Genomic DNA, 16,839 nt, shown 5'->3' with positions numbered 1-16,839 from the left:
CGCCATGAAAGTCGCTACCGCTGTGATTGATACCAAGGCCCTTCGCCACAATTTTGCTGTGGTGCGCCGCCACGCCCCCAACGCAAAGGTGCTGGCGGTGCTAAAAGCCAATGGCTACGGCCATAACCAGGTGGAAGTGGCCAAGGCCCTTGGCCAGGCCGACGCCTTTGCGGTAGCCCGCCTCAACGAGGCCCTGGCGCTGCGCGCCGCCGGCATTCGCCAACCGCTGGTGATGCTTGAAGGCTGCTTTAACGCCTCCGATCTGCCGGTGATGGCCAGCGAAGGGGTGCAAGCGGTGTTTCACACCCAGGCCCAATTGGAGATGCTGCGCTCGGTGGTGATGCCAGGGCCCATTAGTGCCTGGATCAAAGTCGACAGCGGCATGCACCGTATTGGCCTGGCCCCTGCCGAGGTGCCGGCCTACCTCGACGCCCTGCTGGCCACCGGCAAGGTGGCGCCGCCGGTGGGGCTTATCAGCCATTTCGCCTGTGCCGACGAAAAAGGCCACCCCCTTAACCAGCAGCAGATTGACCAGTTCCTGCCGCTGGCCAGCCACTGGCAAGGGCCGGTGTCCATGGCCGCTTCCGCCGCCATTTTAAGCCTGCCCCAAGCTCATTTTGACTGGGTGCGCCCCGGATTGATGCTTTACGGCGCCAGCCCCATGGCTGGCGAGAGTGCCGCCCATTACCAGCTCAAACCCGCCATGCGGCTGGTCTCAAGCCTTATCTCGGTCAAGCGCCACAAGGCCGGTGAGCCGGTGGGGTACGGCGCCACCTGGAGAGCCCCGCAAGACACCGTGATTGGCGTGGTGGCCATGGGCTATGGCGACGGCTACCCGCGCCACGCCAAAAGCGGCACCCCGCTTTTTGTCGGTGGCCGCAAGGTGCCGCTGGTGGGCCGGGTGTCCATGGACATGGTCACCGTCGACTTAGGCCCCAATGCCAAAGACCAAGTCGGGGACGAAGTAGAACTGTGGGGCTCAGAAGTGCCGGTAGAAGAAGTGGCCGAGTGCGCCGGCACCATCAGCTACGAGCTTTTATGCAATATCGCCCAAAGGGTGCGCTACGAATTCGTCTAATAAAAACGCCCGCGAAAGCGGGCTTTTTTATGGCGTGAGCCTGATCCCAATAAATGCGGCAGTACTTTATTTTTAAGCTAAATCAATATATTAATCTTGGTCTTCAAGGAAGAGGGAGTAACGAGATGGGTAGCAAGGCGATATGGGCTTTACCACTGCTGTGGCTGTCGCTCGGGTTGCAGGCCGCAGGTGATAATGTGGGCGCAAAGGTCGACAAGGCCGAAATGAACCGCATCACCCAGGGGCTGGGGCCCATGGCCGAGCAAATGGCCAACGAGCTCAGCTTTCCCGACTTTGTTTCCCTGCAAGGCCCCTATGCACCTATGTATCTGGAGTCCAACACCACCCCGGTAACCGATGGCGAGCGCAACTACTTCTTCGGCTTTATCAACGGTGCCTATGGGCTGACCAGAAAGCAGATATTGACGCTCAATACCGCCGTTATCAGCTTCTCCACCAGCGACTCTGAAAAGCAAAGGGTCAGCAATCAAGCCGCCGCTCTCACGGCGCTGTTTAGCGATTTTGATGCCCAGAGCGCTACCCTCATTGCCCGCTGGCTGCCAGACCAATATCGCATCGACGATGTGTGGTTTGTCAGGGGGAAAACCTCCAAACGCCAATGCGGCCAGTACCGCATTAACCTGTGCGACGCCTATCTGCCGGTGGATAACCAAGCCACCCCTGCCCAGTTGGCCCTTATCAATGACATGGCCAAACTGCGTATCTCGGCCTTGAAAAAATACGAGGGTGCGGTACGGGCCATTATTGCCACCGGCGGCAATAACGAGATGGGGGTTTTGCAAAGTCGTAACGCAATGGCCGTGGCAAGTTTTGAAAAACACCATGACCTGGCGCTGTTCCTGAAAATTGCCGACGGCACTTTCTACTACGTCTCCCGAGCCAACCTCGATTCGGCAGGCAAAGAGATTTAATCGAACTCCAGCGCAATATCGGTGCAGCCCTTGGCGCAGCGTATGCCGGGGTTGGCACTGCCCGGTGGGTGCAATACCAGCGGGCCTTTGCAGACAGGGCAGGGCACAGTGCGCCCTGCCATCACCTTTTTAATCAGCGCCTTTTGGTCATTAAAGGACTTGGCGGTCTTTTTATTGAGATTTGAAAAGTCCATGGCGCTTATTCTCCTTGCAGCGTCAGCACCAGGCGGCGGCTACCGCCCTGGTCGCGGTGTTCCCCAAGCCAAATGCCCTGCCAGGTGCCCAGCAGCAAGCGGCCTCCGGCCACCGGAATACTGACGCTGGCGCCCAGCAAGGAGGCCTTGATGTGGGCGGGCATGTCGTCGTCGCCTTCGTAGTCGTGCTGGTAGTAAGGGGCGCGCTCCGGGGCCAGCACGTTGATGTGCCGCTCCATGTCGCCCCGCACCGTTGGGTCGGCGTTTTCGTTGAGGGTCAGGCTGGCCGAGGTGTGCTGGATAAACACATGCAACAGGCCGGTTTTGACCCGGGCAAGCTCTGGCAGGGCGGCCAGGATGTCGTCGGTTATCAAGTGAAAGCCGCGTCGGCGTGGGGCGAGGGCCAGGGTCTTTTGCTGCCACATCAGCTTTTGCCCCTTCGAAGCTTGAGGCTACCCAGTAGCCCCTCGTGGCGCCGGCCCCAGTCGTAGAGCATTTCGATGGGCTCGATAAAGAGCCGGCCGGTGTCGGTCAGGTCATATTCCACCCTGGGCGGCACCTCGGGGTAGACGGTGCGGTCGATAAGGCCGTCGGCTTCCAGTTCGCGAAGGGTCTGGGTGAGCATTTTCTTGCTGATGCCGGGCAGGCAACGTTGCAGCTCGCCGGTGCGAAGGCGCCCGCCTTTGAGGGCGTAAAGCACCATGGAGGTCCACTTGGTGCTGAACAATTCCAGCACCCGGCGCGGGGTGCAGGTTTCGATAAAAACAAAAGGTTGTTCTTTGGGCATCAGGAGCCGCCAGCCGGGGATTTGACGATATTGAAACCCTTATGGCCGTGGATGGCAAATGGCTAACCAAAGGTCGAATATCCGCTCTTCCCAAGTGCTGCTACCATCTTGTTAACCAAGTAACTTACTGGTTGCCCTGCAGATAAAAAAGTGGCCCCACAGGTCATACCAATGAGAGGACTCCTCATGTTCAAATTCACTGCTAAAGCACTGCTGTGTGCCCTGGCTATCGGTATCTCCGGTATGGCCTCGGCAGACCCTATCGTCATCAAGTTTTCCCACGTGGTGGCGGACAGCACCCCTAAAGGCCAGGGTGCGCTGTTGTTCAAAAAGCTGGTGGAAGAGCGCCTGAAGGGCAAGGTGGAAGTACAGGTTTACCCTAACTCTTCCCTGTATGGCGATGGTAAGGAAATGGAAGCCCTGCTGCTCGGCGACGTGCAGATGATCGCCCCCTCCCTTGCCAAGTTCGGCCAGTACACCAAGAAACTCCAGGTATTTGACCTGCCGTTCCTGTTCAACGACATCCATGCGGTTGACCGTTTCCAGCACAGCGCCACCGGCAAAGAGCTGCTCAAATCCATGGAAAACAACAACATCACCGGTCTGGCCTACTGGCACAACGGCATGAAGCAGCTGTCTGCCAACAAGCCGCTGCGTGTGCCTCGCGATGCCCGCGGCCTGAAATTCCGCGTACAGTCTTCTGACGTATTGGATGCCCAGTTCAAAGCCGTGCGCGCCAACCCGCGTAAAATGAGCTTTGCCGAGGTGTACCAAGGCCTGCAAACCGGCGTGGTTAACGGTGCGGAGAACCCCTGGTCCAATATCTATTCCCAGAAGTTCAACGAGGTGCAGAAGTACATCACCGAGTCCAACCACGGCGTGCTGGACTACATGGTGATCACCAACACCAAGTTCTGGAATGGCCTGCCTGCCGATATCCGCAGCCAGTTGGACGAAATCCTGGGCGAAGTCACCGACAAGGTAAACGCCGAGGCCTGGGCTCTGAACCAAAAAGCCAAACAGGCGGTTATCGACGCCAAAACCTCTGAAGTGATTGAACTGACTCCCGAAGAGCGCGCCAAGTGGGTGAAATCCATGAAGCCGGTATGGAAGCAGTTTGAAGGCGAGATCGGCAGCAATGTCATCGACGCTGCACTGGCTGCCAACGACGCAAAATAAGGTCTATTGATGGCTGCTGTCTATAAGTTCTGGTCCAAGCTGGAGGAAGGCGCTATCGCCTTCCTTTTGGCATCCATGACCCTGGTGACATTTGTCTATGTGGTCCTGAATAACCTCTACACCCCGTTCTACGATCTTTCAGACTGGCTGGCGGATAAGGACTGGACCGCCTCCAGTGATTTCTTTCTGAAGGTCGGCGATTTCTTTATCGGCCTGGCCCAGGAGATGACCTGGTCCACCGCCCTGACCAAGGCCCTGTTTGCCTGGCTTTTGTTTCTGGGCATGGCCTATGGGGTACGTACTGCCGGCCATATCGGCGTGGATGCCGTAGTGAAGCTGTGCTCCAAGCCGGTGCAAAAGGTGCTGGCCATAGTGGCGGCCCTGGCCTGCCTGCTGTACGCCTCCATGATGTTTTACGCCAGCTTTGACTGGGTAAAAACCCTGTTTAACGCCAACCTCTATGCCGAAGACTTGGAGCAAATCCACATCAAGCTCTGGTATATCGGTGCCGTGGTGCCGGTGGGCTTTGCCCTGGTATGGCTGCGTTTTGCCGAGGTGCTGGTGCGCATTATTCGTGGTTTGCAAACCGGGCTTGGCCTGGCCGATGAGGCCGGCGATGCCCTGAAACACGTTGTCGACGGGGAGGAGCATAAATGACCATCCTGTTCCTCTTTTTCATGCTGTTCCTGCTGATGCTGATAGGGGTGCCTATCGCCATCTCCCTGGGTTTGTCCGGGGCGCTGACCATCCTCTTTTTCAGCCAGGACTCGGTACGGTCTTTGACCATCAAGCTCTTTGAAACCTCAGAGCATTACACCCTGCTGGCCATTCCGTTCTTCCTGCTCTCCGGCGCTTTTATGACCAGCGGCGGCGTAGCACGAAGGCTGATTGATTTTGCCAATGCCTCGGTGGGCCACATTCGTGGCGGTCTGGCCATTGCCGCCGTGCTGGCCTGTATGCTGTTTGCGGCGCTGTCCGGTTCTTCACCGGCCACGGTAGCGGCGGTTGGCTCCATTGCCATTGCCGGCATGGTGCGCTCCGGTTACCCCAAAGAGTTCGGTGCCGGTATCGTTTGTAACGCCGGTACCCTGGGCATCCTTATTCCGCCGTCCATCGTGATGGTGGTTTACGCCGCCGCTACCGAAACCTCGGTAGGCAAGCTCTTTATGGCAGGGGTTATCCCCGGCCTGCTGCTGGGCCTGGGGCTGATGGTGGCCATTTATGTGGTGGCCCGTAAGAAGAACCTGCCGGCAATGCCGAGGGTCAGCCTGCGCGAGTGGCTCTCCAGCGGCCGCAAGTCCATTTGGGGCCTGCTGCTGATGGTGATCATCCTCGGCGGTATCTATTCCGGTATGTTCACCCCCACCGAGGCGGCCGCCGTGGCGGCGGTGTACGCCGGTTTTGTGGCGCTCTTTGTCTACAAAGACATGAAAATAAGCGAGTGCCCCCGGGTACTGCTGGACGCTGGCAAACTCACCATCATGCTGATGTTTATCATCGCCAACGCCATGGTGTTTGCCTTCGTACTGACCACAGAGCAAATTCCCCAGACCATCGCGGCCTGGGTAACCGGCCTTGGCCTGTCGCCCTGGATGTTCCTGCTGATCGTCAACATCGTGCTGCTGCTGGCCGGTAACTTTATGGAGCCGTCGGCCATCATCCTGATTTTGGCGCCGATCCTGTTCCCCATCGCCGTTAACCTCGGCATCGACCCCATCCACCTGGGGGTAGTGATGGTGGTGAACATGGAGATAGGCCTTATCACGCCGCCAGTGGGGCTCAACCTCTTTGTGACCTCGGCGGTCACCGGTATGCCTTTGGGGCAGACCATCCGGGCAGCCTTGCCCTGGTTGCTGCTGCTGCTGGGCTTCTTGATGATAGTGACCTACATCCCCGCCGTATCCCTGTGGCTACCCAACTTCCTGGGCATGCCCTGATAAAAAGCCGCCCTCGGGCGGCTTTTTTCATGCACTGGGCTGGGCTATCTGTAATCTGAGCACCGCCAGTTCGCTAAAGGAGCTCATCTGCACCTTGCCACCACCGGGGCCGTAAGGCGCCACCATGCCGCTGGTGATGGCTAAAAAGTCGCCGTTAGGGCCTTGCAGGGCCAGCAGGCTGGGGTCGTCCGGGTCGCAGCACACTAGGGTAAAGGCGGTGGCCTCCTGCTCGGAGCTGGTCATGCCCAGGTTATCCCCCAGCACGCACAAATAACGCCCCAAAAACTGCACCGATTGCAGGTAATAGCCCGGTGCCCGGCTGGCTGGCAGAAACTGCCAGCGTTCCCAAGGGCCGGCGCCATATTGGCAGTTCACCATATGGCCATCGGTTCTTAAGACGCTGTCGGCAAAACACACAGAGACCAGGTTGTAGCCGTTTTCTGCGTTCATTTGGCTTTCTCAAAATAAAGATGACAGCCTTAACCCTAGATCTGGCAACCGGCCAGAGCCTTCCGTTACTCTGCAGGTGCAAGTGGCTGTTATTGGCTATTTTTTAACGGCAATGGTTACCTTTTTGTGCCTAGTTCCCAGCCGGGTGCCTACTGTTCTGGCGGTGCCCAGGGGCTTAGACTGAGGGCAGTTAACAGGAGGCCTTATGTCTTTGCTTCGCGATATCCCCTTTTCCCTGTTGGAGCTGGCACCCATCCGCCAGGGCCAGAGCGTGGGCGACACCTTGCGCCACAGCCTTGATTACGCACGCCAGGCTGAGTGCCTTGGTTTTAACCGCTTCTGGCTGGCCGAGCACCACAACATGGAAGGCATCGCCAGCGCCGCCACCTCGGTGCTGATTGGCTATATTGCCGGCGGCACCGAACGTATTCGGGTGGGCTCCGGCGGCATCATGCTGCCCAACCACCCGCCGCTGGTGGTGGCCGAACAGTTTGGCACCCTTGAAAGCCTCTATCCGGGGCGTATCGATCTCGGCCTTGGCCGGGCACCGGGCTCTGACCCTGTTACCAGTCGCGCTTTGAACCGGGACCCGATGCGGGCCGAGCAGTTCCCACAAGAGGTGGCCGAGTTGCAGCGCCTGCTTGGCCCCAAACAGGGCGCCGAGCAGGTACGGGCCATTCCCGGTGAAGGTACCCATGTGCCTATCTGGCTGCTGGGTTCCAGCCTCTTTGCCGCCCAGTTGGCGGCGCAGCGTGGCCTGCCTTACGCTTTTGCCGGCCACTTTGCGCCGCGCTTCGTGTATGACGCCATTCGCCTCTATCGCAGCCAGTTCCAGCCTTCTGCGGTATTGGATAAACCCTACGTGATGCTGGGGCTGCCGTTGGTGGCGGCCGATACCGATGAAGAGGCGGCCTTTATCGGCACCAGTTCCCAACAGCGCATCCTGGCGCTGATGCGCGGCCAGCCGTTGTGGCTCAAACCGCCGGTAGAGAGCATGGACAGGCTGTGGAGCGAGCCCGAAAAGGCCTCGGTTAACGCCTTTTTGGGCCTGCAGGTTTTGGGCGGGCCCGCCACCATCAAGGCGCGGCTCGAAGCCATTGTCGAAGAGCTTGAGGTCGACGAGCTGATGTTCACCAATGACCTGTTTGACCCGGCCCAGCGCCTCAAGGCACTGTCCATCCTGATGTCGGTCAAGGAGTAGGCTTGGCAAATAAGGTGAGGGAACACCTGTCTTGGCTGGCCTTGCTATTGGTGCCTTTTTTGGGCGCCGGGCTCTGGCCGCTGCCTCCCTTTGGCGGCGCCTGGTGGCCGGCGATGCTGGCTGGCGCCATGATGAATGCTTTGGCCCTGGTGGGTTTGGTTGCTTGGCCCATGGGGGCCGGGGTGGCCCACCTGGGTAAAATCGGCCTTAGCTGGCTGGTGCTTTGGCTGTTAGGCGCCTGGGCACTGTGGCAGCTGCCCTGGCCCTGGCTTAAACCGCTGGTGCCACTGGCCGTGCTGGCTGGCGCCTGGGCGGCGCTGCACCTGGCCCTTAGCAAGAAAGGTTGATGCGGTCTCGCCCCTCGGCCTTGGCCCTGTACAGGGCGGTATCGGCGGCAAACAGCAGGGCCTCGGCGGTACGGAACTGGCCGTTCACCTCGGTGGCGATGCCCTGGCTGACACTCACCCGCACATCGCAGCCCAATCCGGCGGCTGCAAAGTCCAGGGCGTTGATACGCTGGCGAATAAGGTGGGCCACGCTTTGTGCCTGCTGGCGGTTGTAACCGGGCAGCAGGGCGGTAAATTCTTCCCCGCCGTAGCGGGCTGCCAGACATTCCTTGTCCGGCAGCGCTTGGCTTATTTCGCGGGCGATGCGTTGCAAGCACTTGTCACCGTTGATATGGCCATAGCAGTCGTTGAAGGTCTTGAAGTGATCCACGTCGATCATGATGGCGCTGACCGGCCGCCGTTTGGCGGTGTAGCTTTGCCACTGCTGCTCCAGTACGTCCAAAAAGGTGCGGCGGTTGGCAAGGCCGGTCAGGCTGTCGGTTGAGGCCAGGCGAAACAGTTCGTTGACCTCGTCTTTATGGCGGCTCAGATCCTGCAAATTCACCAAAAAGCAGGCGGTCTTGGCCGGGATAAAAGACAACGACAAATTAACCGGCAGGATGTCCCTGTCGCCGAACGTCACCGTCATCTCTGTTGGTTCGATGATCTGGTGGTTCAGCTTATTGTTTTGCTGGGCAAAGATGGCCTCTAGTTGCTCTTTCCAGGGCGAGCTCAGCCACTGCTGCCAAGGCCGGCCAACAAAGTGCGATGCGTCTTTTCCCAGCAGCCCCTCTGCCGCGGTATTCACGCAAAGCACGGTGCCATCGGTGTCCAACTGCAGCGTGGCTTCCTGCATTTGGCGCACTACCATGCGCAGCAAGTCTTCTTCGTTGGCGGCGGACAAGAAGAAGGTGTCCGCGTTGGTCACTGTGGCCGGTGGTTTGGTTGAGTGTGGCATCTGGCTCGCTCCCCTGGGCTCTTCCCAAGCCGTGTTGATGGGGATAACTCTAGGTTTCTTCTTATACTGTTACCTTCTGGCTTTCTTCTCTTTCATCTGTTTGAATATAAAGGGTTTTATTTTAACCTTCTAGGCCCTTTGGCAAGGCCCTTCAGGTGTTTCTAGCGCTTGTTGCAGGGCAGGGTGCGACAATTTGTCGCATTCGCAGGCCCGGCCCGGCTCTCTATACTCGCGGCAAATTTCAAAAAGAGAGCCTGGCCGTGAGCCCTTTTGCTACCCGTATCCTCCCCCTTTCGCCGCTGGCCATTATCGTTGCCGCCAGCCTGCTGCAAAGCGCCCACGCCGACGACAACCTCGAAGTCATCGAAGTGCATGGCCAAAGCCTGCCCCAGAGCGTTGCCGGTTCTACCGACGATCTGCTGGCTAACAGCGGAGTGGATTTTTCTGCCGCTGGCGGTGTCTCGGCACTACCCATTTTGAACGGCATGATGAGCGACAGGGTCAAGGTGCTGATTGACGGCGCCGACATCTCCAGCGCCTGCGCCAACGAGATGAACCCGCCGCTCTCTTATGTGTCTGGCAACCAAATCAGCCAGGTAGAGGTGATGGCCGGGGTAACGCCGGTGAGCATGGGCGGCGACAACATCGCCGGGGTAATAAGCCTCACCACCATCAACCCGCACTTTTCAAAAAGTGATGCGCTTGGCTGGCAGGGCGGGTATCTCTCGGGTGGCTATAAAAGTAACGGCAATGTGCAAACCTATGGCGCTGGCGCCGAGCTTGCCAGCAAGCAACTGAGCCTCAAATACGACGGCGCCTATGAAGATGCCAACAGCTATCAAGACGGCAACGGCGACAAGGTGCTGGACACCCTCTACCGCGCCCAAAACCATGCCCTGACCGCCGCCTACCGTGACGACACCCAGCTGCTGGCGGTAAAGCTGACCCACCAGTCCATTCCCTTCCAGGGCTTTCCCAACCAGTACATGGACATGACCGACAACCAAAGCTTTGGCGTCAACGCCCAGTACCAGCGCCAGTTCAGCGCCGGCCAACTGGACGCCCGCCTCAACTGGCACCGGGTCAAACATGAAATGGGCTTTTTCACCGCCGAGAAGGCCGGCACCATGCCCATGGACACCAAAGGGGTAGACCGCAGCTACCAGCTGCACTGGAGCCAGCCCCTTGGCAGCGGCAATACCCTGAAACTGGGCCAGGAGTTGTACGATTTTCGCCTCGACGACAACTGGCCGGCGGTGCCCGGCTCGATGATGATGGGGCCCAATACCTACATCAATATCAACCACGGCAAACGCCAGCGCCTTGCTGCCTTTGCCGAGATGGACCAGCAGCTAAGCGCCTGGCACCTAAACTACGGCCTGCGCTTTGAGCGCGTGCACACCAACACCGGCGCCGTGCAAGGTTACGGTTCGATGATGATGGCCGCCGACAACGCCGCCGCTGCCGCCTTTAACCAAAGTGACCGCCGCAAAACCGACAACCTGGTGGATATCAGCGCCAGCGCCAGTTATCAGCTAGACGAGCGCCAGCAGCTGCAATTTGGCCTGGCCCGTAAAAACCGCGCCCCCAACCTTTACGAGCGCTACTCCTGGGGCCGCACCACCATGGCCACCACCATGATTGGCTGGAACGGCGACGCCAACGGCTATGTGGGCAACCTCAACCTCAAGCCCGAAACCGCCTACACCCTAAGCGCCAAATACCAGTACCTGGGCGACAGCTTGCAAGGCAGCATCAGCCCCTTCTACACCAAGGTGCATGACTTTATCGATGCCGATGTGATTGGCCGCTTTAATAGCGGCGCGGCCACCCGCCATATCCTGGAGTTTGCTAACGTCGATGCTCGCCTCTACGGGGTGGATGCCAAGCTCGCCTGGCTGCTGGCCGATACCGCCTTTGGCCAGTGGCAACTGGCGGCCAAGGCCAGCTACACCCACGGCGAGCGCCAAGGCAGCCACACCCCGCTTTACCAAATCATGCCCTTTAACGGCAGCCTGGCGCTCAGCCAGCAGTGGGGCCGGGCCAGCAACAAACTGGAATGGCAGTGGGTGAGCGATAAAAACCGGGTGGACAGCAACCGCCTTGAAAATAAAACCGCCGGTTATGGCCTGTTAAATGCCAGCTCCCAGTGGGACCTCAAGCCCCTTACCCTGACCCTGGCAATCACCAACCTGCTGGATAAAAACTACCAGCTGCCCCTTGGCGGCGTCAGCATCGCCGATTACCGCCAAGACCCGGCCAATGGTTTTGGCCAGCTTAACGGGGAAGGGCGGTCGCTGAACCTTAGTGCGCGTTATCGTTTTTAAGCAAAGAAAAAGGCGCCGTAGGGCGCCTTTTTGATATTTAGGTTGGTATTCCTTCATTGACAACTTCAGGATCCGGGCTTAGCAATAGCAGCCCATTCTCGCTGCTGCTGAAAATAAACTGGAACTTGCCGGGGCCCGACACCTGCTTGCTGTCATAAAGCTGCAAGGTCTTGCCATCGCTGCTTACCTCTACTTTGTCCACCACCCCGTTAAAGGGGTTGGCGAAGCCGGCGCCCACAAAGCGCAGCCCTTGCGGGGCCTGCTCCAGGTTGATGAGGCGATAGGTGATGGTACCCGCCTCGCTCACTTCCACATCGCCGCTACAGCTTTGCCCAAACTGGGAATAATTAAACTGCGGCTGGCCGCTGCTATCGATGGTTACCGCCAAGTCAATGGCGCTACCCGCCGCACAAGGCGCCAGATCCTCAGCCATCGCCGGTGCGCTCAGTAACAAAGCCGCGCCAAGCAGTGTTCTTAAATGGGTCATGGAAAGTCCTTTTCTTTTTAATATGAAATTAATGGCTAGGAGGGGGGCAGTTTTCACCTTTGTTTGATACTTCGGGGTCTGAGCTTATCAGTAAAAGGTGATTGTATTCCTCTCCATCTAGAGAGTGAGTGTGAGAAAACATAAATTCAAACGAAACAATATTTTCGCTCTCACTTCTTAAGTCGAAAGGGTCAATTAGTGTGATTGATTCTTTATCGGGCGATATAATTGACTTTGTGATAACCTTATTGAAAGGGTTTGAAAATGCTACGCCAGCGAATTTTAATCCACAGCCTGTGTTATCTACCAATTTGTAAACTATCTTGCTGGGTTCCTCAATTTCCAATGATGAGCAGGATTCCCCTTTAGGGTTGCAGTAGTCGAAAATGAAGCAGCGTGTAATATTGTCATAGCTAGCTGTAATAATGACTTCTTTCTTACAAAGAGTGATGCTGTTCATAATTATCTCCATTCTTCATTAAATGCTTGAGGGTTTATTTTGTTGATTTCAAGGAAATGGGTTAGATGTTTGTCTGCGTTTAGACTATTTAAACAAGACATGGCGCTCGCATAAGGGAACAATATATAAGCGCTTTTGTCTATTTCAAATATTGGTGTTAATATGTCTTTTGCATTTTCGCATTCGTATTTATACTCATGGTTATTGCTTTTAAATAACATTGCTTTTTTCAAGTATGATTTTGCCAGTTCCGCACTATGAAAGGATGAGTCACTATACTTTGATTTTAACTTTTTCTCATTTTTTATAGCTTTGTCTATAAAGTAAATTGCTTTTTCTTTTTTATTTTCTTGTGTGTAATACTCAGAGGTAATGTAATAAATTCTTGGCTTCATTCTCTCTGAGAAGTCTTTATCGTAGACGTTATTCTTTTCTTCGAGTCTTGATGTTAGTGCTATTATTTTTTCTAGAGTTAACTCACTTTTCTTTGACTGGCTTGCGTATGATATTTTTTCAATTTCATACCGGAATTCATCTTGAATCCACTCAATATTTTCCTTGTCTAAAGAAATTGCTTTTCTTATGTATGCTAAGGCTTCATTAATTAAAGATTCTGCTTCGTCAGGGTCGAAATTGGAGGTTGTTAAAGACATTTTTTCAAGGTTATATGATATTTTTGTTAACGCATAAGCATTGTTTTCCAGCTCGCTACCAATGAAATCACGTCTATTCTCTTTGTAAATGCTAATAGACTCTCTTATTCTTCCTGTTGAATTGATAGCGCTTGCTAACCATGACCTAGTATTAATAATGTCCGAAAGTAGCTTCATGTTTTTGTTTTTTATTAAAACTAGTTCTTTTAAGGAAATAGAGATTTTAAAGTTCTTTATGGCATCAAGATAATTATGAGTCTTCATTTCTATCGAACCAATACTGCTAAAGGCGTACGAAAGTTCTATCTGAGCGTCGCTATCGTTAGGATTCTTGTCATACATCGCCTGGCTATAGGTCAGATATTGGCTAAACCACTTTTCTGCGCCGGACCAATCGGCCTGGTCATAGCGCATTTGCCCCAGCCAAAAGGCGTTGGCGCCTAGGGATTTTAAAAGCTCCAGGTTATCGGGCTGCTGTTTTAACAGCGGCAACAATTCTTTTTGGGCGGCCAGCAGGGCGTTTTTGGCTTCATCGGTTTTACCGCGCGAATAGGCCACTTCGCCGATGGCTTCCAGGGTTTGGCCATGCTGGAAGCGGCCGTCAAAGCCGATATGGTCCTCGTCGCTGCCCGACACCGATTTAAAGTAGTCCAGCGCCTTGCTGGAGATGCCGTCCAACAAGTCCATCCGGCCGATGCCGCGCAGCTTGTCGGCAAACTGGCCCACCATGTAACCCAGCAGGTTTTCGGCGGCCAGCCGCTGCTCGGTGGCGCGCTTCTCGGCTTGATTGCTTTTTACGCTAAGGGTGACTGCGGTAAGGGTAAGCAGGCACAGCAGCATCACGGTGCCGTTTCGCAAGGTGTGGCGCCAGGAGGCGCGGCGCCGGGAGGCCCGCACAAAGTTGGCTTCGTCATCGCTTAGGGTAAAGAGCGGGTTGGCGGCCAGTTGCCGGGCTTCGTCCAGGGGTTTACCCAGGGCCAGCAGGTAGGCGCTGGCCTTGCCTTCGTGCAGCCAGCGCTGGCTTTGGTAATAGAGCCTGGCTTTTTGGGCCAGGCTGTCCTGGTGGGCGTTTATCCAGTCGGTGGCGCGGGGCCAGCGGCGCAGCAGCGCTTCGTGGGCGATGGAGAAGCTGGCCTCGCCGTGTTGCAGGTGCGACACAAACAGGCGTTTATCCACCATGGCTTGCACCAGGGCTTTTTCGTCTTCATGGCTTAAATCGGCCCAGCGGGCGCTGCGGCTGGTAACGGATTCTTCGTCTTCGCGCAGGGTAACCAGCATCGACAGCACCCTTGGCAGCGCTTGCTGCTGGGCGAGGCTGAGCTGGGCCATGGCGTCTTCGGCGGCCTTGCCGATGGCCCCTTCAATGCCGCCCAGGCTTTGGTAAACCGAGACCTTCAAGGTGCCGTCGCTGCCCCGGCGAAGGTAGAGCTGCTCAAGCATGTATTGCAGCATGGGCAGGGCGTCGGGGTTGCGGGCGGTCTCAACGCAGAGCATTTCGTCCAGGGGCTGGGCGGTGTTGGGGTCTGTCTCCCAGTTGAGCCCGGCGGCCTGGGCCGGCAGGCGGATCATCTGCAGCAATTCGGCCCGGCTGGGGCCGCCAAGGTCAAAATGGGCGCCGTTGCCCTTGCCGGCCCTAAGGCTCTCAAAGCTCATCAGCTGCGGGTAGAAATCGTTGCGGCACGCCCCCAGCACCAGCACCGCGCCGCTGAGCGCCAGGGTTTCCAAGAGGGCGATAAAGTGGCTGCGCTCGTCAGGGCTAAAAAGCGGTGAGGACAGGGCCACTTCCAGGCGGTCGATAAAAAGGCCAAAGCGGGGCGTGGCGTAGCCGGTTTTGGGCAGCTTTTCTTTAAGGCTTTGTGCCAGGGCTTGCGGCGCGTCTTGCAGCTTCTCGGCCAGGGTTTCGGCGCTTTCATTGTCAAACAGCGGCGCGTCGCCTAGCTCCCAGTCCAGTAGGGCGCAGGCAAGGTCTAGCAGCAGCCGGCCCTGAGTGACATCGGCTAAATCGAGGCTGGTGTATGTGGGCAGGCCGACGCCGTTATAGCCCTGGGGCGAGGCGAGGTTGGCAAGGATACCGGCGTTGATGAGCGATGATTTACCGCTGCCGCTTGGGCCCAGCACCAGGCAAAAGCCGCGGCCAAAACGCAGCTGCTGGCTGATGCGCTCCATCAGGGTGGCAATTTGCTGGCTGCGGCCAAAAAAGACCTGGGCGTAATCGCTGCTGTAGGCGCGAAGGCCTGGGAAGGGCGAGCCCCCTTGCCAGGGCGCTTCTTCTACTTGTTGCTCGCTGCCCACCGGGAAACGCACCTCGGCCAAGGCGCGGTAGCCGCGCTTGCGGATGGTTTCGATAAAGTTGGGGCTGCTGGCTTTGTCGCCAAGGGCGGCGCGCAGTTGGGTAATGGTTTTATGAAGGGGGTTGTCGCCGGTTTCGGCGTTGGGCCAGCAGCGGCTGAGCAGGTCTTCGCTGGTAACCACATCGCCTTTGGCTTCGCACAGGGCCAGCAGCACATCCATGGCTTTGGGTTCGATTTGCTTGACCCTCTGCCCGAGGCGCAGGCTGTTGGCCTTAGGGTCCACCTGCCAGTCACCAAAGAAAAAGACCGCCCCACTCATGGTGTTACCGCTTCCTGTTGTTACTTTTGGGCCCTAGCCTACTCCAAGGCCGTTACCAAAGGATCATTTATCTTAAGGTAACCTAATGGAATGCCTAGTTTTTGTGATTTATGTTACGGCAATGCAAGCTGAGACAAAAAAAGCCTCCCGGTGGGAGGCTTTTTATCAGATGGCGCCGTAGTGGCCGGTGCCGTCCGGCCAGCGGGTGAGCACGTCAAAGCCGTCGTCGGTAACCGCCACCATATGCTCCCACTGGGCCGAGAGGCTGGCGTCGCGGGTGATGACGGTCCAGCCGTCGGCGAGGGTTTTCACCCCTGGCTTACCGGCGTTGATCATCGGCTCGATGGTGAAGATCATCCCCGGTTTTAGGCGCATGCCCTGGCCCGGGTTGCCGTAGTGGAGAATTTGCGGGTCGTCATGGTAGGTGGTGCCAATGCCGTGGCCGCAGTACTCGCGCACTACCGAGAAGCCGTCGCGGTGGGCCACGGTTTGAATGGCATGGCCGATATCGCCAAGGGTGGCGTCTGGGCGCACCGCCCGGATACCGGCGCACATGGCCTCGTAGGTGGTCTCGACCAGCTTTTTGGCCTCAGCCGCCGGGGTGCCCACAAAGTACATGCGGCTGGTGTCGCCGTACCAACCGTCTTTGATGATGGCCACATCGATATTGATGATGTCGCCGTCTTTTAACACCACCTTGGGCGAGGGAATGCCGTGGCACACCACCTCGTTGACCGAGCTGCACACGGTTTTGGTAAAGCCGTGGTAGCCAACGTTGGCGGGAATGGTTTTCTGCACCTGGGTAATGTACTGGTTGCAGCGGGCGTCCAGCTCCTCGGTGCTGACCCCGGCCTGCACGTAAGGGGCGATCATTTCCAGCACGTCGGCGGCCAAGCGGCCGGCCTCGCGGGCCTTGGCGATTTCTTCTTTATTGCGAATAACGACTCTGCGGCTCATGGCCTGGCTCCCTGGGAACTGAGGGTGGCGGGGGCGTTGACCAGTTTGTCGACACTGAGCCCCCCTTGTTGCTCGGCGCGGATCAGCAATTGGCTGATCTCGCTGTGGCTGAGCTGGGGGTAGAGTTCGGCCAGCATGCCGATACGCATCCAATGCTCGGCCTGGGCGTTGATGGAGCGGCACAGCGCCCCACTGGCCAAGCGCAGGTTCTCGTGCATGTCGTCGGAGATCTTGACGATGCCCATACTATAAAGCCTATACGTTGTGTATATGGTTCATATCATACGGGCATCGCCAATGGCG

18 protein-coding genes are annotated in these 16,839 nt (G+C 57.1%); 8 read left to right on the top strand and 10 right to left on the bottom strand.

Annotation, left to right across the window (positions count from 1 at the left end; genetic code table 11):
* The first annotated feature begins 4 nt into the window (after positions 1-4).
* Entirely contained in the window at positions 5-1,078 is a 1,074-nt protein-coding gene (gene alr, locus EDC28_RS01375) for an alanine racemase (protein ID WP_050657870.1), read from the top strand.
* Positions 1,079-1,275: 197 nt separating this feature from the next.
* Entirely contained in the window at positions 1,276-2,010 is a 735-nt protein-coding gene (locus tag EDC28_RS01370) for a hypothetical protein (protein ID WP_148049776.1), read from the top strand.
* Here EDC28_RS01370 and EDC28_RS01365 read toward each other — a convergent pair.
* The 3 genes from EDC28_RS01365 to EDC28_RS01355 are packed head-to-tail and all read right to left on the bottom strand — an operon-like array spanning position 2,007 to position 2,991.
* The gene (locus EDC28_RS01365) at positions 2,007-2,204 is read right to left on the bottom strand and encodes a hypothetical protein (protein ID WP_083445757.1); all 198 of its coding nucleotides are present in this window, start codon (positions 2,202-2,204) and stop codon (positions 2,007-2,009) included. The two genes, EDC28_RS01370 and EDC28_RS01365, sit on opposite strands and share 4 nt — an antisense overlap.
* 5 nt (positions 2,205-2,209) lie before the next feature.
* Positions 2,210-2,629, bottom strand: a complete 420-nt coding sequence (locus EDC28_RS01360) for a secondary thiamine-phosphate synthase enzyme YjbQ (protein ID WP_123420413.1) — start codon at positions 2,627-2,629, stop codon at positions 2,210-2,212.
* Positions 2,629-2,991, bottom strand: a complete 363-nt coding sequence (locus EDC28_RS01355) for a winged helix-turn-helix transcriptional regulator (protein ID WP_050657866.1) — start codon at positions 2,989-2,991, stop codon at positions 2,629-2,631. The genes EDC28_RS01360 and EDC28_RS01355 overlap by 1 nt, the downstream gene beginning before the upstream one ends.
* Before the next feature lie 186 nt (positions 2,992-3,177).
* Here EDC28_RS01355 and EDC28_RS01350 point away from each other — a divergent pair, with 186 nt between their 5' ends.
* Genes EDC28_RS01350 through dctM form a run of 3 tightly spaced genes read left to right on the top strand, consistent with a single transcriptional unit; the run spans position 3,178 to position 6,107 of the window.
* Positions 3,178-4,170, top strand: a complete 993-nt coding sequence (locus EDC28_RS01350) for a TRAP transporter substrate-binding protein (RefSeq protein WP_123420412.1) — start codon at positions 3,178-3,180, stop codon at positions 4,168-4,170.
* A gap of 9 nt (positions 4,171-4,179) precedes the next feature.
* Complete coding sequence (locus EDC28_RS01345; RefSeq protein ID WP_050657864.1) at positions 4,180-4,827, top strand: TRAP transporter small permease; 648 nt, start codon at positions 4,180-4,182, stop codon at positions 4,825-4,827.
* Positions 4,824-6,107 carry a C4-dicarboxylate TRAP transporter large permease protein DctM gene (dctM, locus tag EDC28_RS01340; RefSeq protein WP_050657863.1) on the top strand — a complete coding sequence of 428 codons (1,284 nt, stop codon included), beginning with the start codon at positions 4,824-4,826 and terminating at the stop codon, positions 6,105-6,107. The genes EDC28_RS01345 and dctM overlap by 4 nt, the downstream gene beginning before the upstream one ends.
* 27 nt (positions 6,108-6,134) lie before the next feature.
* On the opposite strand, the gene EDC28_RS01335 is transcribed toward dctM, so the two are convergent.
* On the bottom strand, positions 6,135-6,557 hold the full coding sequence (locus tag EDC28_RS01335; protein WP_123420411.1) for a fascin domain-containing protein: 423 nt from the start codon (positions 6,555-6,557) through the stop codon (positions 6,135-6,137).
* A gap of 205 nt (positions 6,558-6,762) precedes the next feature.
* Between EDC28_RS01335 and EDC28_RS01330 the strand changes: the two genes are divergently transcribed.
* Positions 6,763-7,758, top strand: coding sequence for an LLM class flavin-dependent oxidoreductase (locus EDC28_RS01330; protein WP_123420410.1), 996 nt, complete (start codon positions 6,763-6,765; stop codon positions 7,756-7,758).
* A gap of 2 nt (positions 7,759-7,760) precedes the next feature.
* Positions 7,761-8,105: a hypothetical protein gene (locus tag EDC28_RS01325; RefSeq protein WP_123420409.1), complete on the top strand. Its 345-nt coding sequence runs from the start codon at positions 7,761-7,763 to the stop codon at positions 8,103-8,105.
* Here EDC28_RS01325 and EDC28_RS01320 read toward each other — a convergent pair.
* Positions 8,089-9,042: a GGDEF domain-containing protein gene (locus tag EDC28_RS01320; RefSeq protein ID WP_123420408.1), complete on the bottom strand. Its 954-nt coding sequence runs from the start codon at positions 9,040-9,042 to the stop codon at positions 8,089-8,091. The genes EDC28_RS01325 and EDC28_RS01320 overlap by 17 nt on opposite strands.
* 260 nt (positions 9,043-9,302) lie before the next feature.
* Between EDC28_RS01320 and EDC28_RS01315 the strand changes: the two genes are divergently transcribed.
* A complete protein-coding gene (locus tag EDC28_RS01315) occupies positions 9,303-11,369 on the top strand; it encodes a TonB-dependent receptor (protein ID WP_244946522.1) in 2,067 nt (688 codons plus the stop codon).
* A gap of 37 nt (positions 11,370-11,406) precedes the next feature.
* Here the strand turns inward: EDC28_RS01315 and EDC28_RS01310 are convergent, their stop codons facing one another.
* The 5 genes from EDC28_RS01310 to EDC28_RS01290 form a co-directional block, all read right to left on the bottom strand.
* Positions 11,407-11,856: a DP-EP family protein gene (locus EDC28_RS01310; protein WP_244946521.1), complete on the bottom strand. Its 450-nt coding sequence runs from the start codon at positions 11,854-11,856 to the stop codon at positions 11,407-11,409.
* 28 nt (positions 11,857-11,884) lie between these two features.
* Positions 11,885-12,316 carry a DP-EP family protein gene (locus EDC28_RS01305; protein WP_170163990.1) on the bottom strand — a complete coding sequence of 144 codons (432 nt, stop codon included), beginning with the start codon at positions 12,314-12,316 and terminating at the stop codon, positions 11,885-11,887.
* 2 nt (positions 12,317-12,318) lie between these two features.
* On the bottom strand, positions 12,319-15,579 hold the full coding sequence (locus tag EDC28_RS01300) for an nSTAND1 domain-containing NTPase (RefSeq protein ID WP_123420406.1): 3,261 nt from the start codon (positions 15,577-15,579) through the stop codon (positions 12,319-12,321).
* 165 nt (positions 15,580-15,744) lie between these two features.
* The gene (gene map, locus EDC28_RS01295; protein ID WP_050657856.1) at positions 15,745-16,536 is read right to left on the bottom strand and encodes a type I methionyl aminopeptidase; all 792 of its coding nucleotides are present in this window, start codon (positions 16,534-16,536) and stop codon (positions 15,745-15,747) included.
* The gene (locus EDC28_RS01290; RefSeq protein WP_050657855.1) at positions 16,533-16,781 is read right to left on the bottom strand and encodes a ParD-like family protein; all 249 of its coding nucleotides are present in this window, start codon (positions 16,779-16,781) and stop codon (positions 16,533-16,535) included. The genes map and EDC28_RS01290 overlap by 4 nt, the downstream gene beginning before the upstream one ends.
* Positions 16,782-16,839: the final 58 nt, after the last annotated feature.

The organism is Gallaecimonas pentaromativorans, from assembly GCF_003751625.1.
In the GTDB taxonomy this organism is placed as follows: Bacteria; Pseudomonadota; Gammaproteobacteria; order Enterobacterales; family Gallaecimonadaceae; genus Gallaecimonas; species Gallaecimonas pentaromativorans.
This window is presented reverse-complemented; position numbering and strand designations above follow the sequence as displayed.

Coding starts and splice junctions, on each gene's coding strand:
- alr (WP_050657870.1), top strand. CDS start 5: ATGAAAGTCGCTACCGCTGTGATTGATACCAAGGCCCTTCGCCACAAT.
- EDC28_RS01305 (WP_170163990.1), bottom strand. CDS start 12,316: ATGAACAGCATCACTCTTTGTAAGAAAGAAGTCATTATTACAGCTAGC.
- EDC28_RS01290 (WP_050657855.1), bottom strand. CDS start 16,781: ATGGGCATCGTCAAGATCTCCGACGACATGCACGAGAACCTGCGCTTG.
- EDC28_RS01330 (WP_123420410.1), top strand. CDS start 6,763: ATGTCTTTGCTTCGCGATATCCCCTTTTCCCTGTTGGAGCTGGCACCC.
- EDC28_RS01345 (WP_050657864.1), top strand. CDS start 4,180: ATGGCTGCTGTCTATAAGTTCTGGTCCAAGCTGGAGGAAGGCGCTATC.
- EDC28_RS01365 (WP_083445757.1), bottom strand. CDS start 2,204: ATGGACTTTTCAAATCTCAATAAAAAGACCGCCAAGTCCTTTAATGAC.
- EDC28_RS01335 (WP_123420411.1), bottom strand. CDS start 6,557: ATGAACGCAGAAAACGGCTACAACCTGGTCTCTGTGTGTTTTGCCGAC.
- EDC28_RS01320 (WP_123420408.1), bottom strand. CDS start 9,042: ATGCCACACTCAACCAAACCACCGGCCACAGTGACCAACGCGGACACC.
- EDC28_RS01300 (WP_123420406.1), bottom strand. CDS start 15,579: ATGAGTGGGGCGGTCTTTTTCTTTGGTGACTGGCAGGTGGACCCTAAG.
- EDC28_RS01355 (WP_050657866.1), bottom strand. CDS start 2,991: ATGCCCAAAGAACAACCTTTTGTTTTTATCGAAACCTGCACCCCGCGC.
- map (WP_050657856.1), bottom strand. CDS start 16,536: ATGAGCCGCAGAGTCGTTATTCGCAATAAAGAAGAAATCGCCAAGGCC.
- EDC28_RS01310 (WP_244946521.1), bottom strand. CDS start 11,856: ATGACCCATTTAAGAACACTGCTTGGCGCGGCTTTGTTACTGAGCGCA.
- EDC28_RS01350 (WP_123420412.1), top strand. CDS start 3,178: ATGTTCAAATTCACTGCTAAAGCACTGCTGTGTGCCCTGGCTATCGGT.
- EDC28_RS01360 (WP_123420413.1), bottom strand. CDS start 2,629: ATGTGGCAGCAAAAGACCCTGGCCCTCGCCCCACGCCGACGCGGCTTT.
- dctM (WP_050657863.1), top strand. CDS start 4,824: ATGACCATCCTGTTCCTCTTTTTCATGCTGTTCCTGCTGATGCTGATA.